Genomic DNA, 25,925 nt, shown 5'->3' on the forward strand with positions numbered 1-25,925 from the left:
GCAGTTATTTGGATGGAGAGGGTAGCCAAGTGAGGGATAATGAAACGAAGAATTTCTCTGAGTACTTTACAGCATCTATTAAACCCAGTAGGTTTGTTAACCCAAACCTTTATTTTGGTTCAGGCGGTAGTTCGCTAACAACAACTGGTAATTTTGTGGCTACTAGGATTGGACGCTATACTAATGTATCAGGAACAATAATTCACACTTGGGAGGACTTGTATAATTGGGATGAAGGCAAAAGTACTCCCATTGGTGTGTTTAATCCTGATTATTTTAGAGATGATGAAGCTAGGTATTTAGTGGAGCAGGGATTCGCATCAGATTTTAATATAAAATCTCAGTGGAGTGGAAGTTTTAAGGGAATATATGATAATGAAAAAGGGACATGGAAAAATGCTGATTTTAAATAGAAATTTATTTATAGCCTGTGTTTTAACTTTATTAGTTGCAATAGCTTTATTTTATTTATACGATAAAAAAATTTAGTTATGTTCCTCTTATGTCAGTTAAATTTTCTTCCAATTATGACCGGCAAGTTTATGAAAAAATTGATCCAAAGTATAAAATATGTTTTTTAATAACTTATGCTAAATTACATACAGATTTTAAAATCGACGAAAATGGTGATTATTTTATACGTAAGAGTTTAAGTGACGATGTAGATTTGATGTTAAAAAATACTCAAGAAGCATATAAGCTTGCAAATAAATCTAAATTGAAAGAGATTCCCTATAAGGGAAGTTATTATTGTGCTGATTTTAGTACAGAGGAGTTTATAATTAATTAGGTGGTGTTCTAAAAAGTATGCTGGCAATAAAAGTCAATAAGGAGTCTATGCTACGTTATCTGTTCCTACAGGGCGTTCAAGGCTTCAAGGATTGTTTAAATTTTAATCAACAGACTTTTTTATACACCACCAAAAAGTTGAGGATACCAGAACATATAATTTTACTGTTGATGATAAGCATACCTACTTTATTATAGATAATAACGTATCAGTATTAGTACACAATGTTAATCCTAATGATATTCTTTATACACAAGACTCTATTAGCCCAAACTTCCAAAATACAACAGACGTTCCAGAAAAATGGAGAGGTAGACCAATTAGTGAGGCAGTCGATGAGGCACGACGACTGGGGAGGCTCCCTGATGGACTGCATATTTCTGTACATGAAATGAATGGAAGTTATGTGACGTTAAACAATAGAACCTTATATGTGGCTAGACAGGCAGGTTTATCTAATGTCACTCCAACGATTACTGGAGCTTCAGGCTATAATCAAGCACAAAAATTACTAAGGAATTCAGGAATGATTATGGCTAGCGATACGATTACAGTCAGGTGTCCATAATGAAAGTTAAAAGATGGTTGGGTTCGTACACAGTAACAGATTATGCAATAAACCATAGTGATAACCTTAGTTTGATAGCGATTGTTGCTGGGTTTGTATATGAAGATAATACAAGTTTTATATCAATACTTCCTACTGGAATTATGAATGAAAGATTTAGATACAATATTCAATCAAATCTCTTAGAAGTTGAACTGGATTATCTTTGCTTACACAACATTTTAAGTGTTGTTTTACTTATAAATTATAATTTAGTTAATATATTTACTAATCCCATCATCAACCAGATTAAAAATTATGAATTTTACTATGAGTATCGGGGTAAAATTATATTTCTTCAATTTCAATTTGATGACTTTTTTCGTATAGAAGAGTTTTTTGAGGAAGATATATCTGGTACAAGTTCTGAAAAGTATAATTGCTTGATTATTCAAAGAGATGTATCTAAATATATTGTTGAGAGCTTAATGCAGATTATTAGCAAACTTTCAATAAAGCTATCACAAGATAAAAAGAATCCTTGGGTTGAATTTATCTCTGATTGAAAAACAAGAGACTAGGTTTATCCTTGGTTAACATTATGGAAGTAAAAAAGGACATAACTACGACTACATCAAACAGCTCGGCTACGATAAATTTGAACAGAGAGTATTCCAGTGGCATGGTAACAACACCACCTAAGCGAGGAATTAGCAAAGTACTGCTTTGCCCGAGTGCAAGGCGAGAGTTGTTCTCGAGTGAACTATGACTACGACACCCGCAGAAGACTGTCACAGCTTAAAGTCAACGCCTATGACGTCTACTTTAATACTAAACGTACCCGTAACCTCATGGATAACCCCAATGTTTGGTAGTCAGCCTGAGCGAGGATAAGCAAAGGTCTGGGAGACAGTCGCCCCGACGCAAGACAAGAGCTGTGCTCGAGTGAAAGAACGCAGGTTTGGCAGAGTCCTGATCCTATTTTAGGCAGTTATTTGGATGGCGAAGGTAGCCAAGGTGGAGTATTTAATCTGGTTAATCTGAATTTGTATGCGTATAGTCATAATAATCCGACAACTATTGAGAAAATGAGAAATTATGAACAATATATATGCAAGTATGACTGATTGGGAAACCATCAAATCTGCCTTTACTTTAAAAACACAACAAGATACTTACGAACAAGGCATCAGGCTTTTTTATTATGCATCTTCAGGGAGATTAGGTAACGAAAGAAGCATCAATCTAGCAATAAAAATCAAAGGTATGAGCATAAGATAGCAATGATTAAATTTTTACTATTAACCATAACTGTAACTGGTTTATTTTGTAATTATTGTTTATTAGACTATATTTTTTTATGGTCAATAACAAATGTAGTGCAATGAGCTTCGAATTATTATACCCAATATTGTTTCTTATTTTTTTTATAGTATCTATACTCTCTATAATACTTGCTCCTAAAAAAATCATCTTAATATTTGTTTTTATTTTTTGGATAACCCAGTTTTTCTCTTTTATATTTTTACACCTGATTTGCCAATATATAATTTAAGTTATTTAAAAATAAAAGCACTGGCTGACTAAATTTGTATGGTTGTACAGCAAACCAGCGCTATAAATACCCGTTCTAATACTGATGTAACGAAACTCCCAAACAGGTTCAATACAAAACTGGCACAAAATCCAACTCACTCGCAGTACCTGCTTTTATAAGAGTAGTTACACCTTCACACATCTTCCATGTAACAGTACTATCTTAAATTTAACAAAGCATTAAAAACCATCAAATCCAAACAACCCTCCACCTCAAACCCAATACGCCCGTATCCGATTAATCTTACCCTTTAGTCCATGTTCTTCACGTAGATATGCCTTGATTGGCTTGAAATCAGCCTTACCAATCGCTCCCCAAGCACAGTCAATCTGTTTATCTTGAGCTTTGATTTGCTCAATCACCGCTTGTGCCAAGTTATCAGTCTCGCTAGTATTGATATAGATAATATTTAGCTTATCCTGCAATACTTCAGGTAATAACATCTCATCAAAATAACTAAAGTCAGCATCATCATTAGTAATGCTAATCACAATAGGGATTACATCACTATGCCAACGCTCTAACACCGCAGTCACAGAAGGCATTGACGTTTCATCACAGATAAGTAGTGGCTGACCGATGGTCATATTCTTGATGGTCTCTGTGTAATCATTATCAGCATAGATAATATCACCTGCTTTGAGTGATTTTGCCCACTCACTACCCGGGCTGCCTTCATGAATATAAATATCTACTTCACCTAAATAGGCATCTGTATTCGCCTTAAGCTGACGCAGTGTGTAATAACGTCCTTCATCACCACCTGTGGCTGTTGATTCAAGTTTTTCTCGCTGTGCCTCTGGCAGACGCTTTAATACTTCAAAGAATAAGATTGAGCCTTGCTTTTTGGCAGTATTAATCAGCCGTGTACCAAAAGGCAGTTGTTTAACTTTAGGCTCTAGCTGTTGCCAGACTTGCATGGGTAACTTGCGAATATTAAAGTCAATCTTTTGTTCATCACCTTTTTTATTTAATGTGGTCAATATAAAGCGGTAAGCAAATCCTGCATCATCATCTGGTAGTGTCACGTCACTTTTTAGATATAGACGTAGCATGTTTGGGGTGACAAACTGAGTATCAGTGACTGCAAAATAATGCCGTGTGGCTTTATCTGGTCGTACTTCCTCTATTTTTCCAAGTCTAATCAGTGCTTCATAATATAAATAATAAAAGCGTTCATCAATTGAGGCATCTTGGATACGAAACGGCACAAAAACCGTTTGACTGCTTGGGTGTTGTTTGATGTTCTCTACTGATACGCTGTTATCTTTATTAATAGCCTCATTGTTATCTTGTACTGATTTTGAACTTGCTTTAAATATGGCATCATCGAGAACCACATCAGCAGGAATATATTGTATTAATAGCCCTTGTTGATAGATTTCTGCAACCACAGGTAAGGCTTGCTTATGGCTACGCACATCAGTAAAGACTTGCAGGATATTATCCAAATCACGACGGCAGTAAGTATGGATAAAGTCGAACAGATCTGCTTTAGATAGGGCATCATCACCTGTCAGTGGTGTACGCTGCTGACCATCAAAGCTGGTAAAAAAGACTCTGTTACCAGCCTCTACTGCAAGTTTCTTAGCCTTACTAATGCTTGCTAAAATATCCATTGCTTGCCTCCTTTATTAATTGTTTCTGATTACCAAATTAACTTTAATAAACCATCTACCTAAACTTACGCATCATCACCAAGAAATACGCCCCACCAAGTACCGATGCCAAGATACCTGCGGGTATCTCATAAGGAAATATCGCATAACGCCCTACCCAATCCGCTACCAGCATAATCATCGCCCCAAGCAAGGCGGCTAATGGCAACTGCTTTTCTATCTGTACTGCCCCAAACGAACGAGCCAGTTGCGGTGTCATCAAACCAATAAAGCTTAAAGGCCCAACGGTGACTGTACTAATGGTGCTGAGTACAGCGACAAATATTAATAGTCCTGCTTGCGCTGATTTAATGGGCAGTCCCAATCCACGTGCCACAGGTTCAGTTAGGCTAAGTAGCTTAATCGGCTTGATGGTGATTAAGCTGACCAGATAAGAGATAATGGCTAATGCCAGTAAGATATAAGCAATCTGTGGCAAGATATGATAAGTCGTACCTGATAACCAACTTAATATGGCTTGTAGTCTTGGGTCTTGGCTAAAGCCAATAATGACATTAAAGGCAGTGGTAAATGCACCGATGGCAATACCAATTAAGAGTAGATAGCTACTATGTACTTTGCTTGATAGCCAAAGAATAATCATCAAGGTAACAGCACTACCCAACACCCCAAATCCCAACACACCTAAAGTAGGTAGATTAGGGATAAACATAAATGCTAGTACCATGGTAATAGACGCAGTTGAGCTAATACCGAGTACGTCAGGGCTTGCCATTGGGTTACGGGTCATCTGCTGTAAGATAACGCCTGCAATGGCTAAGATAACACCCGTTGCCGCAGCACCTAGGCTACGTCCAAAGCGAAACTGCATGATATAGTCAAGATTAAATGAGAACTGCCAACCTTGAGCGGTTTGCACAAAGACTAAAAAGTAACCAAATAAAAACACCAACGGCACAATATATAACCACCAGTCAATATCTTGGCGTTTTAATTCAATGTTATAGGCATCATCACCTGCTGGTTGTTTGCGTTGTTTCAGGATAAGCCAGATAATCAGTGGCGCACCAAGCATACCAGTAAATGTACCAGCAGGTAGTGGAAATGGCAGGGTGACATAATGGGTTAAGATGTTAATTAGGTTGTTAGTCAGCCATAGTAGTAAGCCACCAAGTAAAAACCCTAGCAAAAGACGCTGACGGATATGACGTACTTGCATGGCGTTGACCATGGTGGCAGCACCCAAGCCAACAAAGCCAATTAGTCCGACATTACTCACCACCAATGCCGTAAGGACAGCACATAGGATAAATACGCCAATGCGTAGCCACTGCACAGGCAATCCCAGTCGGGTGGCTTGTTCATCGTCAAGTGACATCAGCATTAAGGGTTTATGCAGTAGCATTAATACTGGCAAAGCAATTAGGCTTGCGATAGTCAAGTGTTGTAGAGGTTGCCAGCGGATTTGATACAGTAAGCCACTACTCCATAGGGTTAATCTAGCAAAATACTCAGTATCAAATAGCATGAGTACGTTAATAACGGCATTTGCTAAGATACTGACCACAAAGCCTGCTAGGATTAATACTAAGGGGTCGAGTTTGCTTGGCAGGGCAATGAGCAATACTAATCCAAGCGATAACATAGCACCAACAAAGGCGACCCAAAAGCTACCATAGATGGCTAGGCTTGGGAAAAATAGCATCGCCATAACCATGGTGACTAAAGCACCACTACCCACGGCAAGGGTACTATCAGATGCTAGGTTATTTCTCACCACTTGTTGCAGTAGGATACTGACTACAGCAAGCAGTCCACCACAAAAAAATGCCATGCCTGATTGTGCTAATAAAATCAGCTGAGTAATCATAGCCTCAGGGCTTAGTTTACTTGGAGATAATAAAAGCTCACTTAAAGGAAGTTGCCATTTTATTTGGATTAGATAAGCAAATGAGATAAGGGTCGCCAGTGTAAAGAATGCAACTGGTAAGCTATGTTTGAGTAGACGTGTATTCATTACTCGCCTCCTTTTTTGCTACTGCTGTTGCTACTATTTTGGGTGGCGTACTTATTGCTAAACTCATTTTGCTGTTGGCTGGTGACAGCTTTTTCTAGGTTTTCGGCAAAGGTGACTAAAACCTCAATCCCACCATTTGACCATACTGGGTCAATGGTATAAACACAGGCATCAGGGCGAAAAAATGGTGTATGTTGCCATAGTGGGCTATGAGCAAAGTCATATTTAACCATTTCAGGTATTGGCTCCTCAATGATTAAACAAATATCATCAGGTAATTCAAACAAAATGTGCATGGGTACGGAAGTCACACCCCAACGAGTACCACCATCAATATCAAGTATATTTAACCCCATTGTTTTAAGCGCTAAGGTGGTATGACTATTTTTAGTTTTTATATCTAGTTGTCGGGCATCCCAAAAGCTGACCACTAAGACTTTTTTATTACCAATATGCTGACGTACTATTTTTCCTGCCTTAATAATACGCTGTTTACTATTATCAATATAATGTTGGGCTTGCTGTGGATTATTTAGTAGCATGCCAATTTTTTGGGTGGCTTTGATAAAAGGTGTCCATGTTTTTTCTTGCCCTGCTTTGTTGTCTTCAATACCAAAATCAATATCATAAACAGGAATACTAGGATCATAGACAGCACGATTTTCTTTATAATAAAAAGTATCTAGAATTAAATTGGGGTGCAGCTGTGCTAATAGCTCTACATTGGGTTGTCCTCGAGTACCTAAATCCACCATCTGCTTAGGTAGCTTAGGATTATCTACCCAAGTAGGGTATTTTTTCTTATCACCAATAGCAATGGGTGGATGTGACATTGCAACCAAAGTAGCACCCACTCCCCAATCAGGTGTAAATACCTTTAGCTGCTTAGTGTTGTCTAGTTGTTCCACTTTTTGATAATGTGACCAATGTAAATAAATGCTAATGACCATAATAAATGCGATGGACAGTAGCATAACGCCCCGTTTTCTATGTTTAGCAAATTTCATAACAAACTATCCAGATGCCAATAAAAGCTGCATAAAAAAGGCAAATAGAACCGTTCTATTTGCCTTTTTTACTTTATCTACATGTATTTAATACTTACCACTTATAAGTGACTTTACCAACGATATTACGTGGCTCACCATAAAAGCAGTCATACGTACAAGTCACATATTCTTTATCTAGTAAATTCTTAACATTTAGTGACAATAGCCAGTTATCATTAACTTTATAGTTTGCCATCGCATCAACTAAAGTATAGCTAGGTAGATCAGCCTTTCCTCTTTGCCCCAACGTACTGCCTATATAACGCACACCAGCCCCAACTTTTAGCTGTGGCAGTCCAAAGTCCGCAAAGCGATAATCGCCCCATAAAGAGAACTTGTTATATGGTACATTATCGGTTCTTTTACCTTCTAGCTGAGGTGTGCTAGGGCTACTTTTAATGGTTCGGGCATCGGTATACGCATAAGCAGCGATTAAGTTAAGATTATCATTAACTGCTGTTTTTGCTTCTAGCTCAATCCCTTGCGAACGTACCTCACCTAACTGTGCCCGAAATCTTTCTCCTGCTTTATTATTGGGGTCTGCTACTAATACATTAGTTTGGTCAATACGATATACAGACCCTGTTAACAAGGTATCACTGCCTTGTGGTTGATAGCGAACGCCAGCTTCATATTGAATGCCTCTAGTGGGTTTAAATAGGTCACCATTTCTATCTGTACCAAGCTGTACTTCAAAAGACTGGTTAATACCAGCATAAGGAGCAATGCCATTATCCATCAGATATGCCACACCTACTCGACCTGTGGTAGCATTATAGTCACCTTCTTGTTTTTGACTGGGATTAAAGAAGGCTCTTTTCTCTAAGCTAGCTTTGTCATGACGAAGCCCTAACACCCCTACCCATTTATCATTCACTGTCGCCTGATTTTGTACAAAAACGCCAGTTTGTGCAGCTTCTTGTATATGAGACCAAGCAAATGGGGTGAATTTATCACCAACCATATCTTTACTATGGTCAGGGTTAAAAAAGTCTATACTACTTGCTGTACCATTGTAACGCTCCGTTGAGTGATTTTGTTTGGCATAATCAATACCAAATAAAGAGACATTGTGGATATTTTTATTCATATCCCACTCATACACGGCTGATAAATTTGCTGTTAATTGCTTGGACTTATCATGCCTTTTTTGAGCAGATCGTGTATATGTTGTATTAGAGCCATTGACCAATTCATCATAAGATGCAGAAGGGAAATCTCTATCTGCTTTCATATAACTTAAATTATTCCTCACCTCAAGATTTGGATTGATTTGATGTCTAAGGTTATAACCTAAGGTATAGCGTTTATTATCATATTTATTAAAACCCTTAACCCCTTGGTTAAAATCACGGGCAATTTTTTTACCATTGGCAGCAGGACGTAGCGTACCATCAGCAGGTAAGCCATAAACATAAGCCGTCAAATCATGCTGATAATCTGCTTGTAGAGTTAATTTTGTATCCTCACTGAGTTGCCAAGTCAATGAGGGAGCGATATAAGTTCTATCATCAGGTACAAAGTCAACAAAGGTATCACTGTCACGATAAACTCCAACCAGACGTACCGCTACATCATCGTTGACTTTATGGTTTAAATCAGTAGAGACTTGTTTTCGGTTAAAGCTACCCACTTCAGCATTGACTTCATAAGCATTATCAAAAAAAGGCTTTTTACTAACAGCATTAATCACTCCACCAGGGGGTAATGTACCACTCAGTACAGAATCTGCACCTTTTACGGCTTCAATACGCTCTAACCCATAAATTTCTTGCTGTCCATCAAATCCATTAGCCTGATATTTTTGTCCATCTTTATAAGTACCAATAGTCATAAACCCTCTTGATATATAATACGAACTAGTTCTATCTGCCGTTGCTCTTTCGTTAATTCCTGCAGAATATCCTAATGCATCAATAAGATTATTAGCACCAATCGTCTCTATCTCCTGCTGACCAACCACAGAAACCGACTGGGTAGATTTTAGAATGGATTCATCTGTGCCTGTGGTAGAGCTGACACGACTAGCAGCCAGTCCTTTTACTGGACCGTCGGCATATTCTGACTGAGCAACGATAACAACGGCAGGTAGTGTGACCGTAGGCAGATCATCACTATCAGTGGTAATAGTAGTCGTATTGAGTTGTGAGGAAGGTACTTGAGCATAAGCCATGCTGGTGGTAGCTAAAGCCATCAATGCTGAGGCTTGCATGACATGCTTGACAAGTTTATTGAGTAAAGTTAGCTGTGCTGTGCTGTGCTGTGCTGTGCTGTGCTGTGCTGTGCTGTGCTGTGCTGTGCTGTGCATAAGAATAGTCCTTGTTTAACTAAATATTAAGTGACTTTTTGTAACATAGCGTAATAAAAAAGAATTTGATTATGATAATTATTCGTATTTGTTAAGTCAAGTAAATAAAGTTGTATGCTATTGAATTTGTTACATTAAATTACATTTAAATAAAATTTAAAACAAATTTAATTCAACTATAAATTACTTTTAACCTAACTGAGCAATGGCATCACGACTTGCTGCCAGTCTCTCATCTCCCGTTAGCTCTATCAGCTTGCCGTCTTTCATTTGTAGCAATCTATCTGCCTGCTCAAAGTAATGATCATCATGACTGATGACTATCAAAGTTTTACCCATCGCTTTTAAGCGCGGGATAATCTGATGATAAAAGATACGCCGAAACTGTGGGTCTTGGTCAGCCGCCCATTCATCTAATAACAACAACTCCCGCTGCTCGACCACTGCTAGCAGTAGAGCCAAGCGTTTGCGTTGCCCTTGTGACAGCTCTTTGTTTAGCACTTTGTGATTATCATCAAGCTGGATTTTATCCTGCATTTGTAGTATCTCTAGCCACTCTTGGGTTAATGCCTGCTCGTCTTCGCTGAGCGTATCTGCTTTACCCACCAAAGATTTAAACAGGTGCAAGTCGGTATACACGGCTGAGAAGTGTTGCCGATAGTGGGCATATTGGGTGGGGTCATTAGCATCTATTAACTGTCCATCTAGTGTTATTTCACCTGATGCCGGACGATAAAGACCCGTTAACAACTTAGCAAAGGTAGATTTACCACTGCCATTGCCTCCGATTAAAAACACCACCTCCCCTCTTTGTAGGCGGAAGTCTATCGGTCCAATAGCAAAGCTGATGTTGCCTGCCTCATCTTGATAGTGATAACAGATGTTGTTAAATGCAAGCGTTTGCCAAGGCTGGAAGGTGGGGAGTACAGCAAAGTCTGGCTGTGGCTCATTAAGCCCAAGCTGTTTAATTTTATTAAAGCTAACATGCGCTTCTAGAAAGGTTGGAATACTGCTAAAGCTTTGTACCAAAGGTGATTTTAAAAACAGTATGGTGACGGCAAAGGTGGTGGCGGTGGTATTGGTTGCCCAACCCATGACATTGGCTAAAAAAAACACCACCCCAATACTAGCCAGTAACATGGTATCAACCCAGTTTAAGGCAGTAAAATGCAGGGTATCGCCAATAACGATGTGCTTGCGGATATAAAACGCATTGGTTTTAAACTCTTGGTTATATAACAGCTTGGCTCGCTGACGGTTGAGTGACAGCTCTTTGCGACCCTGAATAATCGACTCAAAGTCTTGATATAGGTTGTCCTCTAGGTTTCTCACCTTGCGGTAGTGTTGATACACTCGTTTGACCAGTTGTCTGCCAACAATGATCATCGTTGCTATCATCACGACCACCACCAAAAACAAATCCCATGCCAAATAGCAAAGGTATGCTGATGCACCCAAAGCTAAAATAGCGCCTTGTATCGACCCCGGCAGATTCATAAAGGCACGTTGGATACTGTCAATGTCTTTTGACAAACTGGCTAATAAGCGAGAACTGCCAATACGCTCAATCACTGCAATGTCGGTATCCATGATGCGTTTTATCAAGGTATTGCGAAACTCATAGACAAATTTATGTCCGATATAACTTAAGCTATACTGGGCAATAAAGCGTAATACAAATAAAGCCAGTAATAGCCCGATCAACTGCATTAATACTTGCCATGGATTGTCACTAATCTGGGTTAAGGTGTCATTAATATAAGCAATCACCCCTACCCCAGCAAAGGCGCTGGCAATACTAATCAGGGTGAGCCAAATGAGTACAGAACGATATTGTTTAAAGATAAGTCGCCATAATTGCATTGGTAAAATCCTGTAGATTGAAGTAGAAGAAAGAACCAAAATGCGATAATATCACAAAAAAATTAATGATAATCATTACCATAACTTGTATTTCATTGTTTATATTATGATTATTTATTCAATACTTTTATTAGACACTGCAAGGAATACCCATGCTAACAATTGATTCAGCAAACTTAACGATTGATGATAAAGCGTTGCTTACTGATATTTCTTTATCCTTTGATAAGGGGAGGCTTTATGGTCTTATCGGACACAATGGCTCAGGTAAGTCAACTTTGATTAAAACGCTGGCAGGTGAGTTACAACTGACATCAGGCAGTGTCAATTATGAAGGTGAGGCCATTGCCAAAATACCCACCAAGCAACTAGCGAGACAAATTGCTTATCTGCCACAAAAGCTGCCTGATGCACATGCGTTTACGGTAGAAGAGCTGGTAATGTTAGGGCGGTATCCTTGGCAAAAATGGCTACAAAAACCCAGTAGTGAGGATTATGCGATTGTCAAACAGGCGATGCAGCAGACTCGCATCATTGATAAGGCAAAGCAGAATGTGTCAACGCTGTCGGGTGGTGAGCGCGCTCGGGTGTGGCTGTCGATGTGTTTGGCACAGCAGACAGATTATTTGTTACTAGATGAGCCGTTAGCATCTTTGGATATTGTGTATCAGGTGGAAATATTGCAGTTAATTCGTAAGCTGGCTCATGAACAAAATCTTGGGGTGATTATTATCATCCATGATATCAATCTGGCAGCACAGTTTTGTGATGATATCATTGCGCTAAAAGGTGGCAAGATATGCCATGAAGGCAGTGTTAATGAGACACTAGACCCTGATGTGTTGATGGAGATATTTGGGATTAATCTGCATGTGCTTAATCATCCTGTAGATGGACATAAGATTGCGGTGGTTTGAGGTGGGTTGTTAAGGTGAAGGTGAGAAATTATGGGTAAATTAAAAGTCTTTTCTATCGTTCACCTTTCCTATCTACCCCCTAAAGACATAACACCTGCGTCGGCTTCCAAATTTCAGCATCACCATGCGTGGTAAAAATTACTGTTGCTGATAATTCACAGATAACCTTAACAATTTCTTGTTCTGTGGTTTTATCGAGTGCCGATGTTGCTTCATCTAAAATCAAAATAGGGGCATTTTTAATTTGACCCTACCCCAGCATTCGCATTTGTGTATATACCTAATCATTTTGGAACGGGTGATGGGAAAGTAGATATGCTAGATTTAAACAGCCGTATAAAGTATGGATGCAAATTAATGGGTTACAGTTATACAAATGGAACGTGTCAATAGTGGTCAATCAACAAAGAAGCAAAATAGGTGAATCTAATATAAATAATATTAGGTTTTATACTTATTATCTATCTTGTTTAGCTGTTTCAGCATTTGTTCTAGTAGGTATTGGTAGTTATATATTAACTTTCTTTGAGTTTATTGATGTTGCCCACTTAATATTACCTTGTGTTGGTCTGATTTATTATATTAATCTTATTTTTATTGGATCGCTATATCCTGGGAAAAGTGTCAAAAAACATACTAAAGAATTTTTCATTCTAATTTTAATTTTAATTTTTTTACATAAATCTATTTTGTCACTTATGGGAGGTATTGGGGGATTTGTTGTTAATGGTATGTATTACTCCATCGCTATTTCATGCCTATTTAGGAGTAAAAGTAGCGATATTACTAATAATGTTTGCTTAACTTTTATACTTAAAAATTTACTTTAAAGGTGTATTCATGAACTATTTAAAAATATTAATTCTTGCCTCTACTTTTTGCTGTATCAGTAGTTATGCAAACTGCCAACGACCCATTATAGAAGAGTCGGTAGTGAAGTCGTTACCAGAAAAAGTCAGTACCAGCGAGTTAACCAAAAAGTTTGGTGAAGGGTGTCTATCAGGCATGACAGCAATGACTTATCAATATCAAAATCAAAACGGTGAGCCTATTTGGTTTTGGTTAGAGAACAAACCAGTAAAAGCGTTTGATGCATTACAGCTATCAACCTATAGCAAAACCCCATTCGATATCCAAGTTTCTTTTGCAACTAAGACTTTGAACAATGGTGATCATATAGTTGTCTATCCAGAAAAATTTACCGATAAAAAAATGGAAGATATGATAGAGCAAACTTACTTTTCTACACCTTAGTACCTTAATTGAGCTACAAGGCACTAAATTTGAATACCTAGAAGGTGGCTAACATCAAAGCAGGCGTTGGCAGATTGGGTTGTTGGGTACATAATGCAAGCTGTGCCGAACTAACAGTAGGTTCTCCAGACCATAAAGTAGCTAGGTGGGAAAAATATCAGCAAAATCCAAATAATTCAGGGTGGGACTATGAGAGATAGTCTTCACAATATGAACGTAATATACAACAGGTAAAACTTTCAAATGCAAAAAGAGATAAATATTTTCATACGTTGGGTTGGGGTCAAACAGAAGTAACTGTTAAAGTAAAAATAGATGGTAAAGTATACAATAGAAGACTGGATATAGCTGATATCAATACTCAAAGAGCTGTTGAGTATAAATCTGGCTCTTATGTTACTAGGGTCTGTTGAACATTCATCTTCATAGGAAAAATTGAGAAGAATTTGACTTAGTCAAGGCAATGAATGCAGGTAATATCGAGATATTAACAAGTTCATTAACGCAGAATAAGACAAATTTAGCCAATTTTTACATGAAAGTAAAAAATAGCTGTATGCCTTGTAGGTATTAGCCTAACGGGGTGAATTTTCAACAGACCCTAGGTCAGATGGCATAAAAGATATTAATTGGGAATTTGAAAGAGATGCTGCTTTAGTAAAAGAAGGTTGGCAGATTGAGTGGGTGTTTGAAGGAACAATCTCAGAGCCTTTAAAGGATGAGTTAAAAAAAGCTGATATATCTTTAAATTGTTAAACAAAGGACAACAGTAATGAGGAATAATAATGAAAGTGTTAAAGATAGCCTCATAGGCTTTAATGCATGGTTAGAAGACATGCCAAATGCGATGCAGCGTTTTAGAAACAGTCTACCTATAGAGGTCGAGAAAGATTTGGATTTTAGTTTACAGTCATTAAATACTTTAGAAAAACACCTGATAGCAACTTATGAAAATATACAACAGCTAAGAGCTTTGCCCAATGCGTCACGTATAGCGGACGGTTATGCGATTTATATCGGCGAAACCTTTAGAAATGTTTTAAAGGATTATCAACCAAATTTATGGAAATTAATGTTGGAAGAAGATAATGTTTTTTATAACTTACCAGTAATTGAAATTAATGGTTATACAGGATGCCCTTTATCTTTAACTACAGCTTGCATAGATAGACAAAAAGGGGACTATTGGTCGAATATTTTATTGTACGTTAAGAAAAATATATAACTTTGCTAAGCAAAAAACCATCAATGCTAATAAAATAAAAGCGGTCGGTAAAAGTATTGAATTTGCTGGAGAGCAACTCAAGGACATACCCAGTGGCACTAAAAGAACGGTACAAATAGACTGGGATCATAACATCTCTCTCACTAAAATAAATGATACTAATTTTAGAAATGAGGTAATTAGGCTAAAAAATAAACACAGTATTAACTCAGTCGTCATTAGATTTTCTAATGGTCAAATAAGGACATATTGATATGCAGCTACAGAAATATATTTTTGCCACATGGGAGTGTAAAAAGCAATTTACCACCCCACTCTCTAAACGAGATGATCGCTTTATTGAAGAGTTGGTATCTATTCTTAAGTTATTAAAAGAGACTGATTTTTTTCATCCAACAGAGGTGCAGCTTTGGTTGAATAAAACTCATAAAATTGATGAAAATAGTGATGAATATTTAACACCAGACTATTGGCAGCCAGTCTTATCTGGCTTATTGAATGAGATCGCCGTATTAGAAGTCATAGGTAAAACTAAAATCATCAATAATGTTGGAGAAAGTGTTTATACAGAGAATAGTATTAAAATTGAATTTATGGGATATCCATTTGAACCAGAAGCAAATGATATCGATATTTTAATTATAGTCAATGATGATGTTTTTCTACCTTATTTTGTTGTAGAAACCGTTAAAAAGAACCCTTATTATGAAGTGAATAGTGAAAATCTTGCAAATGTGCTTACCAAGATTCAAAAGCTTGGTTATGAAGTTAGTGATTATAAAGACGGCAATGCAGTGGCAGTTATCGATGGATTCTATGTCAAAGAGAGGCGTTGCTCTGATGGAGAAATCGTTGAATATGATGTCAGAGGGTATGTTGCTTAAAATAGCTTCTATTATTTAAGAGTTTTACCAGCACGTAGGTTGGGTGTCGCAAGCTCCACCCAACCTACGTGCTGGTATATTCAAAGTGGGTTATTACCTGCCCTATACTTGCTGTTAAAAAGTACAGTAATTCCCATATTGATCAGTCTTATTAGCCATCTCCTTTGCTTTACTTGAATAGTTCCAAAGCAACTCTAATTTTTCAGGATAAATAAACTCTTTATTTTGAATTAAAATTTCATTATTTTCGTTAATCAAAAACTTAACCTTTGATTGATATAGTGATTTTATATAGCAGAATGTCTTTTTTTTATCTAAATCACTCAATATATACTTATTTTTACTTAAAGAGTAATTTACATCTTTCAATTTAACAAATCGGTAGTGACTCCAATATATACCAACAGAACATATTATTACTAATAAAAGCATGATTTTTGGTAATTTACCCTTTTCCATTCCTTAGAACCCAAAACTTTCGTCAAGATTTTATATAACCCTTTAAACTCATATTTCCAGCTTAATTTTAATTTAAAATCAGATGTTACATCACTGTCATGAAGAAGTCTAAACTCTCTGTCATACACATAACATCTTTCTAGTATATATGATCTCTCTTTATCCCAGTCATATATCTCTCCAGTTTACATTATGTATCCAAGTACCAAAATCACCGACATGATAAGTTTGGCATACTACAAGAAACATATAAAAATTACCCTATAACTAAAACAAACTCTTCTTCAGGCATACATTTTCTTACTATCAATAATTTCTCTAAGGATTTAAACGCTTCAAATTGCTCTGGTATTACTGAGTATTTAATATTCAATAGCTCTTTATCAACTATCATCTCATACTGAACTGCAACCTCATTAGGGATGCAACTATTATTTGGTAAAACATTTGCTAACAATGCTGATTCTAGGGTAAAAACATTAACAAGCCACTTTAAATGACTCAAAAAATATTCCATTTTATCTATTACACAGTTATAATTTTTGTCATACACTCAAATAAAGTATTTCTTTATTTTATCTTTACTAAGAATTTAAATAATGACTATAAGCTACTAAAAGGTGCTTGAATAAAAATCATACCATCTTATAGAGTTTTAAGTAATTTTTTCAAAAGCCTAATAAAAAAGTCATGAACTCTCTCTATCTCTTATGCATTGAGACACTGCCTTTTAATAAGCTGAGTTTTAGAATCTTAGTTAGAGCAATAAATATAGGTAATTTATTTATGAAAGCAGAAGATAGTTGCACCCCTTGTAAGTATGAACTTAACATTTAAGTGTTCAACCAACCCTCATACTTATAAGGGGTAATACAACAGAAGGTAGCATTGGGTCGATTATAAATAGATATCATACTCAATCTATTAAGCATAGATATATCTAACTCAAAAGCCATAGCTAGTATAATGGATTACCATCAAAGCATATTTTTTCAATGATTTCTAAACAATCTCAATACTTCTTCATTTAATAAAGCCTGTTCCTCTTCACTCAAACCTTCCACATTTGGGAATATCTGTGGATGATCTGGTGGCAGTGCTGGTGATTGAAGTTGGGGTTGGGGTTGAATAAACCTCTCATTTTGACTAGGTCGTTCTGCCAGAGTAATATCAATATCCATATCCCTGTGTCCACGTAATACTTGTGTTTGTAGCACTGTATTTGGAGATTTACGGGCTACATATTGAATCAAACGATTTGCATCTGTCATCTCAATACCATCAATAGACAATATAATATCACCAACCTCTAAACCACTAACCGCAGCTGGACTTTCTGGGATAATTTTCAGAACCTCAACACCTGTACTACTATCAATCTTCGTAGGATCTCTTAATTGAGACTTCACTTCAATGCCTAGCCAACCTCGACTCACCTTCCCGTCTTGAATAATGGCATTCATAACCTGCTCTACCAACGCAGTAGGTATCGCAAATCCAATCCCCATTGAACCACCTGAACGTGAGAATATTGCCGTATTGATTCCTACCAACTCACCATACGCATCAACCAAAGCACCACCTGAGTTTCCAGGGTTAATTGCTGCATCTGTCTGAATAAAGTCCTCAAAAGTATTAATACCCAACCCTGTACGCCCTGTAGCAGAGATAATACCTTGTGTAACCGTCTGTCCAACACCGAATGGATTACCTATTGCTAATGCCACATCACCAACTTCAATAGGTTTTTCTCGAAAGGCTAACGGTGTTAAACCCGACATATCTACCTTAATTACGGCCAAATCACTATCAGGATCAACCCCTACCACATTCGCAATACTTTTTCTTCCATCACTAAAAGCGACCACTATCTCATCTGCTTTAGAAATCACATGAGCATTAGTCACAATATAGCCATCCGGAGATACTATGACTCCTGAACCTAGGTTAGTTGAACCATGATCTTGCTGAGGCAAACCACCATTGAACTCAAAATACCGACGTAAAATTGGGTCATCTAAATAAGGATTCCGCCTGACTTTTTGTGTCGTATAAATATTCACTACCGAATGTGATGCTTTTGCAACTGCATCATGATAACTACTAATAGGTTCTGGCTTATCTCGACTTGAGCTTATGGATAAATTGGCAGATGTCTGTTCATTTCTAGGTGGTTGCCAAATTGGCTGTTGTTGTGCTTTTTGTCCCATATACACCCACCCAAAAGCTACCAAAACTATCACTAAAAGTAACCAAGGTAATAGCTTCCAAAAAAAACTACTTTGGGATGATGAAGATGGCATAGAATAACCTCTGCTGTAACAGCAATAAACACACAATATGGAATAGATTCAAATACAAGAAAGACTTGAAAAAACAAGACTAATACGATATAAACCCAGCAAGCTCTAAGTATACAGTGACTCTCAATCTTTATGGGAACACTACACCATATCTATATATAGTTAATTAAGAGTAACGGGCTAACTTAACGACTACTGTAAATTGCCTATAGTGTAACACTTGTTGAACGCTTATAAATCTCTAAACTCAATGAAACACCTCATTTTTTATAGCTATTTGTTAACAAAAACTCTCTGAAGTTACCTATATATAGATAAAAATTATTTTTTATATTACACATCCGTAAAACAAGGTATTTACTCTTATGTCAAATAACTCAATACACGCACCAATGCCAACCGAACTTAGCCAATGGTGTAGCGACTACTTATGTACTACTGAGTTTAAAGACTACTGCCCCAATGGACTACAAGTTGATGCAAATACCCCCATCAAAAAGCTCATTACAGGAGTTACAGCCAGCCAAAATCTTATAGATGCCGCCATAGCTGCTAATGCCGATGCCATATTGGTTCATCATGGATATTTTTGGAAAGGTGAAGACGCAACACTAACAGGAATAAAAGGTAAACGCATACGAAGCTTATTACAAAATAACATCTCTTTACTTGCCTATCATCTTCCTTTAGATGCGCATCCCCTTGTTGGTAATAATGCACAGCTTGCACAACACTTAGGATTAAAGATAACTGGTGCATTATTTCCCCATGAATCACATCCTGTGGGAAACATAACAACCTGTACTGAGCAGCCCATCGAACAATTAATTGCAAAAATTACAGATACTCTCCAACGCTCTCCCCTACATATCAGTGGTAGTCAAAAATACATTACTGATGTCGCTATCTGTACAGGGGCTGCACAGGATATGATTGAACAAGCAGCCCTACAAGGTTGTCAAGTTTTTATCTCAGGGGAAATATCTGAACGTACCACACATGCAGCTAGAGAGCTTGGTATTGACTACCTAGCTTGTGGACACCATGCAACTGAAATGTATGGCGTTCAAGCACTTGGAGAACTAATTAAAAAGCAATTTCCACAAATTGAAGTGATGTTTATTGATGACCATAACCCCGTCTAAGAACTATTAAATATTTATCTTTATCAAAAAAGCTAAGACACTGACGTTAATACGTCGTGTCTTAATCCAATACAATACACTTAAACACAGTAGCTTTGTAGATGAAAACGAAATATTAGAGTTAAGGTTTTGAACTTTTACACCATCAGAGCTAATACCCACATGGGAGATGGGATACAACTGTTTTTTACTTTCATGTAAAAACTGGCTAAACTTACCTTTACGTTATTGCCTTATCTAAATAACCATCTGTTAAAATCAATATCTCAATTTTTCCTATGAAGATAAATCCTCAACAAACCCTAAGCTTACTTATATAAAATAAGACAAGTGATATCTACAAATATCAACATCAATAGGAATGTGTAAAAATAACACTAAAAGCATCTCTCCATCTCCAAATATACGAATAAAATAATATATATTAATCAATAGTTTATAAAAAAGTATCTCTAAAAACCTGATAAAAAACTCTAAGACTAAAAAAAACACTTTACTTTTATAATTTTTTGTTACATCTCCACAATCCAATCCATACAAAATAAAACCAAACATAAGTTCTTGTTTTATTAATATATTTAAACCATTTGTCTATATTTTTGCACACTCTATCTTTTTTGCACATGCAAAGCTTGAATGTAGATTAGGCAAACTGCATAGTTACAACAAGCGATATTATTACTTAGATGTTTGTCAGTGATAAGTTTTATTTATCAATCTTAGTGTTAAAGTCACTAATCATGATAATACTTATTCTCATTTGCAAAGCACTTGTTTTTATGCACACAGCCCATATCATGTGTCATTGATATACACGTGTTTCATTAGACAAAGCATCTAACCAATACAACATTAAGTCCAGTATTATTTGTATATATCTTATACATCCTAATTATCTAGCATAGAAACATCTTGATAAATGGCTTGTATCTTGCATATATATAATGGCTTGTATCTTGCATATATATAATAGAAGTTACATCTGGCTTATGACTCATATCTCAACCCATATTCTCCAATAATACTTGATGAATATGATAAAAAACTGACTTTAGATGATACAAATTTATTGTCATCATCATTCAGTGCATGATATGGATGATAGAATAAAGGAGGCCACCATGCATCGCATGTCCCATCGCTTTAACCGTCGTCTAAAACAGAAACTAAAACCAACTAATTTACCAACACAAAGGTACACAAAGATTTGGGCGAATATCTGTGAACAAAATAAAAGCCGAACATCACGCTTTAACAAAACAAAAAAGCTAGTACAAATATCCAGCATTGCTTTACTCTCATTACCGGCTAAAAGCTTAACAACACTGTCTGAACAAATACCAACTTATAGCTATGATCAAGTGATGCAAACAAATACCCTCACTGTAGCAGCTGTCAAAGGAGACAGCACTTTTTTTGCTACGGACGGTTTTCAACATGGCTTTGGCTATGATCTAACTCGTGCATATGCAAATAGTTTAGGTGTTAAGCTAGAACTCAGAACTTTTGACAATGACGCACAAGCATTAACAGCTGTCAAACTAGGGCAAGCTGATATGGCATTGACCACTGCTAGTACAGCTAATATGGAAGCCCAATCCTTAGCCAGCATGAACCTGAGCTGTGGACAAGATAAAAAGCTAACCAGTAATGGGCTACACCCCAAAGTCAATTGGAGCTTTAAATACTCCCACGACCCATTAGCAATCACAGCAAGCCATTATTTATGTGACAATCATGGTATGCAGGAAACTGCCAAGCTGGCTAACTTTTATAACCAAAACCTACTGAAAGACGCCTATAATCAACAGCACTTTGAAGCAGCCTTAGACGAGCAGTTGCCAAACTACATACACTCTTTCCAAGAGCAAGCAAAAAACTATGATCATGACTGGGAGCTATTAGTAGCTATGGGATATCAGGAGTCGCATTTAAACCCAAATGCTGTCTCTCCTACTGGTGTACAGGGTCTAATGATGCTGACAAATAGCACTGCAGAAGCAATGGGGGTTTCTAATCGTATTGACCCATTTGAAAGTATTGGCGGTGGCGCTCGATATTTAAATCAAATGAAAGAAAAATTTGCAGATGTACCAAACCCAGATCGCTTATGGTTTGCTCTAGCTTCTTATAATATGGGTCCTAATGCCATTAAGAAAATTCAACAAGAGCTAGAAAGTCAAGGTGAAGATGGTAATAGCTGGGCAAATGTATATGCTTATATGCTAGATAATGCCTCAAACAACTCACGTTATGTCCAATGTATGCACTATGTCAAGAATATACGCAGCTATCTTGAATCTATTAAATTAGAAGAAAATGAGACGCAAAGTGTTTAGCATTTCAATAACCTACTAAATGCTAAACAATAGCAATTAAGCTCTCAATAACTAAATTTATAATAGATACGATCTATGTTTAGCTTTATATATCCTATTTACCAAACCTAAATATAGATACGTATCTGTTCTATTTATATTTTTCTTTCTTAGTCCTACTGTAGATATCCTAATTAATAAAATACATCCACCCTACACTCTCCTTTACAAAATCCAAAGCCTAAAATGAACTACGGTACCAGTTTATACACTAAACAGAAATAAAATAACAAACACTATAGCTGTCTAGGGTCTGTAACTATGGTAAATACAAAATACTGTATTTATTTTTTACCTATCCCTAAAAATAACAAAGCCACTTTATAGAAAGTGGCTTTATCAATACTTAGTGTATAACGACTTGAAACAAAAAGTATTAACGATTTGGTACGGTTAGAATCTGTCCAATTTTTAATTGTGCATTATCTGCCAAATCATTCATTTTTGCTAGCTCACTCACAGCTATACCATAACGACCAGCTAAGCCTATCAAACTATCCCCAGACTTCACTTTATAACTAACTGTCAACTTAGGTACTTTGAGTCGCTGACCACGTTGCAACATTGCAGAAGAACTTAATCCATTTGCAGAAGCAAGCTCTGTTGCACTGACACCATATCGACGTGCCAGTCCAATCAAAGTATCTCCCGCTGTCACTGTATACTCTTCTGTACTCTTAAAGGTATTCATACTATTAGATGTAGACGCTGAAGAGGTGGACGATGATGCACTACTACTTTGTCTTGCTTGCTCAGGAACTTTTAAAGTTTGTCCAATTTGTAACTGTGCATTAGTTGCTAAATCATTAGTTTTCGCTAAATCTGAAACACTGACACCATACTGATTAGCCAAACCAATAAGTGTGTCACCAGATTTTACTTTATAGTTTGTTGTATTGCTCAATAGCTGCGCTGTATCACGACTTGTAGTTGCAGAAGAGGCTCTACCACCATCCTGACTGGCAGAAGATACTTGACCTTTTGCAGGGATTGTAATAGTGCGCCCTAAAATCAACTGTGCATTTGTTGATAAATTATTCGCCGCAGCTAAGTCACTAACCGAAACATTAAATCGACGAGCCACACCAATTAATGTATCACCTGAGGCTACTTTATAAGAAACTGATTGATTATTTAGATTTAGATCTACAGTCTCACGACTGGCAGGCACTTTAATATTGCTACCACGTAATAGCTGAGCATTTGCTCCAAAGCTATTTAAACTTGCAATATCTTCACGACTCACACCTAAGTCATTTGCTATACCAATTAAGGTATCGCCTGACTTCACACGGTACGTTGAAACAGGACCTGTATATTTGCTTGTTGATGCAGCACTTGCTGAGCCACTTGAAGTGGGTGCAGATGTTCTTGTACCAGCTGGCACTGTCAAAACTTGACCTGTATATAATCCAGCACTACTAGACAATCCATTCATACCTGCCAATGTAGATACAGATATGCCATATTGCCCAGCTAATACAGTTAAATTATCACCAGGACGTACTTTGTAATTGGTTGTACGTCCAGTATAACTATTATTGATTACTGAACTACTTGATGAAGCAGTCTCTTTTGGTGCTGCCACTGGCTCAACTTGTCCAGGTATCAGCCATAACTTTTCTCCATAGCGTAACTGTGCATTTGTAGGTAAATTATTATAACTCGCTAATTCACTGGTTGACAGACCAAACCGTGTTGCAGTTTCAATCAGTGTATCACCCCTTTGTACCACATAACTCGTTGGACGAGCAGATGATGCAGTAGAAGTACGACCTGTATCCGAACTTAAAGGAGCAATGGGGCGAGCATTATATAAATACAAGGTCGAACCTGCCATTAACGTACCATTTGGCTTAATTTGGTTCCACTCTGCAATATCTTGCACAGTAACATTAGCACGAGAAGCAATATTAGACAGTGTATCTCCCGGTACAACTCGATACGTTGTTCTAGTCCCTTGTGGTCTTGGACGAGTACTACTAGTAGCTACTGTGCTACTTTCATACTCCAGCTTTTTCTCTTTACCTTGTGCTTCTAATATAGACTGCTGAGTTTGCACTGCAGATAGCTTAATATTACCATCTGAGGGATTTACTACTTCTGCTACTTGAGGTGTTTGTTGTTGAATTTGTGCTGAGATAAAATCTTTTTCAGCTTGTGATAAAGGTGGCTCTTGGATAATAGTTCTATTTGGAGTCACTGTTGCTGATGTAGATGCAACAATACTCTGCTCTGCTTTTTGAGTTTTTATTTGCTCTTGTGCTGGACTTAGAGGCTGGCTACTACTTTGATTTAATACTCGTGCATTTTGAGCAAACTCTGCCAACTCGCTAGATGAACCAGACAATGCTGGTCTATTAGGATCATAAGTCTCAGAAATGATGGCTTCATCAATTGTTACATTTCGACCGCTATCAGCGGATAATGCAGAAATTTTATCATCTATAGAAAAATTCACTTCATTAGGAATGATAACTCGATTAGCACCAGAAGCATCTATACGACCCGTTTTTAAGGCTGGATTTAGCTTAGTTAGCTCATCATAGCTAACACCAGTGATACGTGATACATCAGCCAGACTAACACCATAGTTTGTCGGTACACTTCTAAAGTGAGCTCTGTTTGCTATAGGTGGCAAGGAGACACCATAACGACTAGGATTTTGTACCACTTGTGCTACTGCTAAAAAGCGCGGTACATAATTTCTAGTTTCTGTTGGTAAGTTCAATGACCAAAAATCAGTAGGAAGACCACGCTCTTCATTTGCTTTAATCGCTCTTTCAATACGAGCAGGACCTGCATTATATGCAGCTAATGCTAACTCCCAGCTACCAAACTGATTATGTAAGGCTGTCAAAAAGTCATAGGCAGCTCTTGTTGACTCCACAACATCACGTCGCCCATCATAACTACTGCTTTGTGCCAGCCCATAAATTCGTCCAGTACTTGGAATAAACTGCCACAATCCTGCAGCAGCCGCATTACTGGTTGCCGTTGGATCATAAGAGCTTTCAATAACTGGTAATAATGCTAATTCAGTTGGGATATTACGTCGCTCTGCTTCTCGAACCGTATGATATAAATAACGACTAGCACGAGCAGTTAAACGATTGAGATAATCTTGTCGACTAATAAACCATCCCCTTTGCGCTTCAATACGAGGATTACTAGTATACTGATCTTGATTTAAACGGAAACCGCCTCGAACTCTATCCCACAAGTCACCAACACGCTGAATAACTAGCTTATTATCTTCTACCATACTCATGTCAGTAGCTTCAAGTAAGCTTTCTAATTCATCAAGACTGTCCTCATCTAACAGCGCTGTACTATATGCAGATGTTGGCGCTATTGCTGGCTGTTGGGTTGGTGCTTGATAAGTCACATCTGGTGCACTAGCAGGCTGTCTTGTAGACTGTTGAGATGACGAAACTGGCACTTGCGTTGCAGTTGGTGCTCTTTGAACAGTTGGAGTATTACTGCAGGCAGTCAACAATAATGATGTTACTGCTAAACACAAAGGTAGCTTAATAAATGAATATGTTGTGGGGACTTTTTGAGACATGA

21 protein-coding genes and 1 pseudogene are annotated in these 25,925 nt (G+C 37.3%); 12 read left to right on the forward strand and 10 right to left on the reverse strand.

The genetic code is table 11. The features are described 5' to 3' along the window. The first annotated feature begins 8 nt into the window (after positions 1 to 8). The 5 genes from FHK88_RS04340 (at position 9) to FHK88_RS04355 (ending at position 2,618) form a co-directional block, all read left to right on the forward strand. Positions 9 to 413, forward strand: coding sequence for a hypothetical protein (locus FHK88_RS04340; protein WP_227429541.1), 405 nt, complete (start codon positions 9 to 11; stop codon positions 411 to 413). Between the two features lie 89 nt (positions 414 to 502). After that, positions 503 to 790, forward strand: coding sequence for a hypothetical protein (locus FHK88_RS04345; protein WP_227429542.1), 288 nt, complete (start codon positions 503 to 505; stop codon positions 788 to 790). 567 nt (positions 791 to 1,357) lie between these two features. Next, the gene (locus tag FHK88_RS04350; RefSeq protein ID WP_227429543.1) at positions 1,358 to 1,903 is read left to right on the forward strand and encodes a hypothetical protein; all 546 of its coding nucleotides are present in this window, start codon (positions 1,358 to 1,360) and stop codon (positions 1,901 to 1,903) included. Between the two features lie 199 nt (positions 1,904 to 2,102). Next, a complete protein-coding gene (locus FHK88_RS14150; protein WP_264480607.1) occupies positions 2,103 to 2,231 on the forward strand; it encodes a hypothetical protein in 129 nt (42 codons plus the stop codon). Between the two features lie 204 nt (positions 2,232 to 2,435). Continuing rightward, positions 2,436 to 2,618, forward strand: coding sequence for a hypothetical protein (locus FHK88_RS04355; RefSeq protein ID WP_227429544.1), 183 nt, complete (start codon positions 2,436 to 2,438; stop codon positions 2,616 to 2,618). 528 nt (positions 2,619 to 3,146) lie between these two features. Here FHK88_RS04355 and FHK88_RS04360 read toward each other — a convergent pair. The 5 genes from FHK88_RS04360 to FHK88_RS04380 all read right to left on the reverse strand — a co-directional run bounded on the left by FHK88_RS04360 (position 3,147) and on the right by FHK88_RS04380 (position 11,790). Continuing rightward, positions 3,147 to 4,553 carry an SIP domain-containing protein gene (locus FHK88_RS04360; RefSeq protein ID WP_227429545.1) on the reverse strand — a complete coding sequence of 469 codons (1,407 nt, stop codon included), beginning with the start codon at positions 4,551 to 4,553 and terminating at the stop codon, positions 3,147 to 3,149. A gap of 55 nt (positions 4,554 to 4,608) precedes the next feature. Continuing rightward, positions 4,609 to 6,570: a Fe(3+)-hydroxamate ABC transporter permease FhuB gene (gene fhuB / locus FHK88_RS04365; protein WP_227429546.1), complete on the reverse strand. Its 1,962-nt coding sequence runs from the start codon at positions 6,568 to 6,570 to the stop codon at positions 4,609 to 4,611. Then, positions 6,570 to 7,577, reverse strand: a complete 1,008-nt coding sequence (locus FHK88_RS04370; RefSeq protein ID WP_227429547.1) for an ABC transporter substrate-binding protein — start codon at positions 7,575 to 7,577, stop codon at positions 6,570 to 6,572. The genes fhuB and FHK88_RS04370 overlap by 1 nt, the downstream gene beginning before the upstream one ends. A gap of 94 nt (positions 7,578 to 7,671) precedes the next feature. Beyond that, positions 7,672 to 9,927, reverse strand: a complete 2,256-nt coding sequence (locus FHK88_RS04375) for a TonB-dependent siderophore receptor (RefSeq protein ID WP_227429548.1) — start codon at positions 9,925 to 9,927, stop codon at positions 7,672 to 7,674. A 189-nt stretch (positions 9,928 to 10,116) separates the two neighbouring features. Beyond that, on the reverse strand, positions 10,117 to 11,790 hold the full coding sequence (locus FHK88_RS04380; RefSeq protein WP_227429549.1) for a multidrug ABC transporter permease/ATP-binding protein: 1,674 nt from the start codon (positions 11,788 to 11,790) through the stop codon (positions 10,117 to 10,119). Between the two features lie 152 nt (positions 11,791 to 11,942). Here FHK88_RS04380 and FHK88_RS04385 point away from each other — a divergent pair, with 152 nt between their 5' ends. Further along, positions 11,943 to 12,707, forward strand: coding sequence for an ABC transporter ATP-binding protein (locus tag FHK88_RS04385; protein ID WP_227429550.1), 765 nt, complete (start codon positions 11,943 to 11,945; stop codon positions 12,705 to 12,707). 79 nt (positions 12,708 to 12,786) lie between these two features. Here FHK88_RS04385 and FHK88_RS04390 read toward each other — a convergent pair. Further along, positions 12,787 to 12,951, reverse strand: a pseudogene (locus FHK88_RS04390) (ABC transporter); the annotation flags it as partial. 148 nt (positions 12,952 to 13,099) lie between these two features. Here FHK88_RS04390 and FHK88_RS04395 point away from each other — a divergent pair. From FHK88_RS04395 to FHK88_RS04410, 4 genes are all read left to right on the forward strand, one after another. Then, on the forward strand, positions 13,100 to 13,537 hold the full coding sequence (locus tag FHK88_RS04395) for a hypothetical protein (protein WP_227429551.1): 438 nt from the start codon (positions 13,100 to 13,102) through the stop codon (positions 13,535 to 13,537). Positions 13,538 to 13,547: 10 nt separating this feature from the next. Then, the gene (locus FHK88_RS04400) at positions 13,548 to 13,961 is read left to right on the forward strand and encodes a hypothetical protein (protein WP_227429552.1); all 414 of its coding nucleotides are present in this window, start codon (positions 13,548 to 13,550) and stop codon (positions 13,959 to 13,961) included. A gap of 772 nt (positions 13,962 to 14,733) precedes the next feature. Further along, on the forward strand, positions 14,734 to 15,186 hold the full coding sequence (locus FHK88_RS04405; protein WP_227429553.1) for a hypothetical protein: 453 nt from the start codon (positions 14,734 to 14,736) through the stop codon (positions 15,184 to 15,186). Positions 15,187 to 15,440: 254 nt separating this feature from the next. Next, positions 15,441 to 16,070, forward strand: coding sequence for a hypothetical protein (locus FHK88_RS04410; protein WP_227429554.1), 630 nt, complete (start codon positions 15,441 to 15,443; stop codon positions 16,068 to 16,070). Positions 16,071 to 16,184: 114 nt separating this feature from the next. On the opposite strand, the gene FHK88_RS04415 is transcribed toward FHK88_RS04410, so the two are convergent. From FHK88_RS04415 to FHK88_RS04425, 3 genes are all read right to left on the reverse strand, one after another. Beyond that, positions 16,185 to 16,529: a hypothetical protein gene (locus tag FHK88_RS04415; protein ID WP_227429555.1), complete on the reverse strand. Its 345-nt coding sequence runs from the start codon at positions 16,527 to 16,529 to the stop codon at positions 16,185 to 16,187. A 256-nt stretch (positions 16,530 to 16,785) separates the two neighbouring features. Further along, entirely contained in the window at positions 16,786 to 17,034 is a 249-nt protein-coding gene (locus FHK88_RS04420) for a hypothetical protein (RefSeq protein WP_227429556.1), read from the reverse strand. 487 nt (positions 17,035 to 17,521) lie between these two features. Next, positions 17,522 to 18,832, reverse strand: coding sequence for a S1C family serine protease (locus FHK88_RS04425; RefSeq protein WP_227429557.1), 1,311 nt, complete (start codon positions 18,830 to 18,832; stop codon positions 17,522 to 17,524). Between the two features lie 365 nt (positions 18,833 to 19,197). Between FHK88_RS04425 and FHK88_RS04430 the strand changes: the two genes are divergently transcribed. Together FHK88_RS04430 and FHK88_RS04435 are read left to right on the forward strand one after the other, a co-directional pair. Beyond that, positions 19,198 to 19,977 carry a Nif3-like dinuclear metal center hexameric protein gene (locus FHK88_RS04430; RefSeq protein WP_227429558.1) on the forward strand — a complete coding sequence of 260 codons (780 nt, stop codon included), beginning with the start codon at positions 19,198 to 19,200 and terminating at the stop codon, positions 19,975 to 19,977. Positions 19,978 to 21,098: 1,121 nt separating this feature from the next. Next, positions 21,099 to 22,316, forward strand: a complete 1,218-nt coding sequence (locus tag FHK88_RS04435; protein WP_227429559.1) for a transglycosylase SLT domain-containing protein — start codon at positions 21,099 to 21,101, stop codon at positions 22,314 to 22,316. Between the two features lie 415 nt (positions 22,317 to 22,731). Here the strand turns inward: FHK88_RS04435 and FHK88_RS04440 are convergent, their stop codons facing one another. Further along, entirely contained in the window at positions 22,732 to 25,923 is a 3,192-nt protein-coding gene (locus FHK88_RS04440) for a LysM peptidoglycan-binding domain-containing protein (protein ID WP_227429560.1), read from the reverse strand. Positions 25,924 to 25,925 lie beyond the last annotated feature (2 nt).

It is taken from the genome of Psychrobacter sp. I-STPA6b (assembly GCF_020662265.1).
Taxonomy (GTDB): Bacteria; Pseudomonadota; Gammaproteobacteria; order Pseudomonadales; family Moraxellaceae; genus Psychrobacter.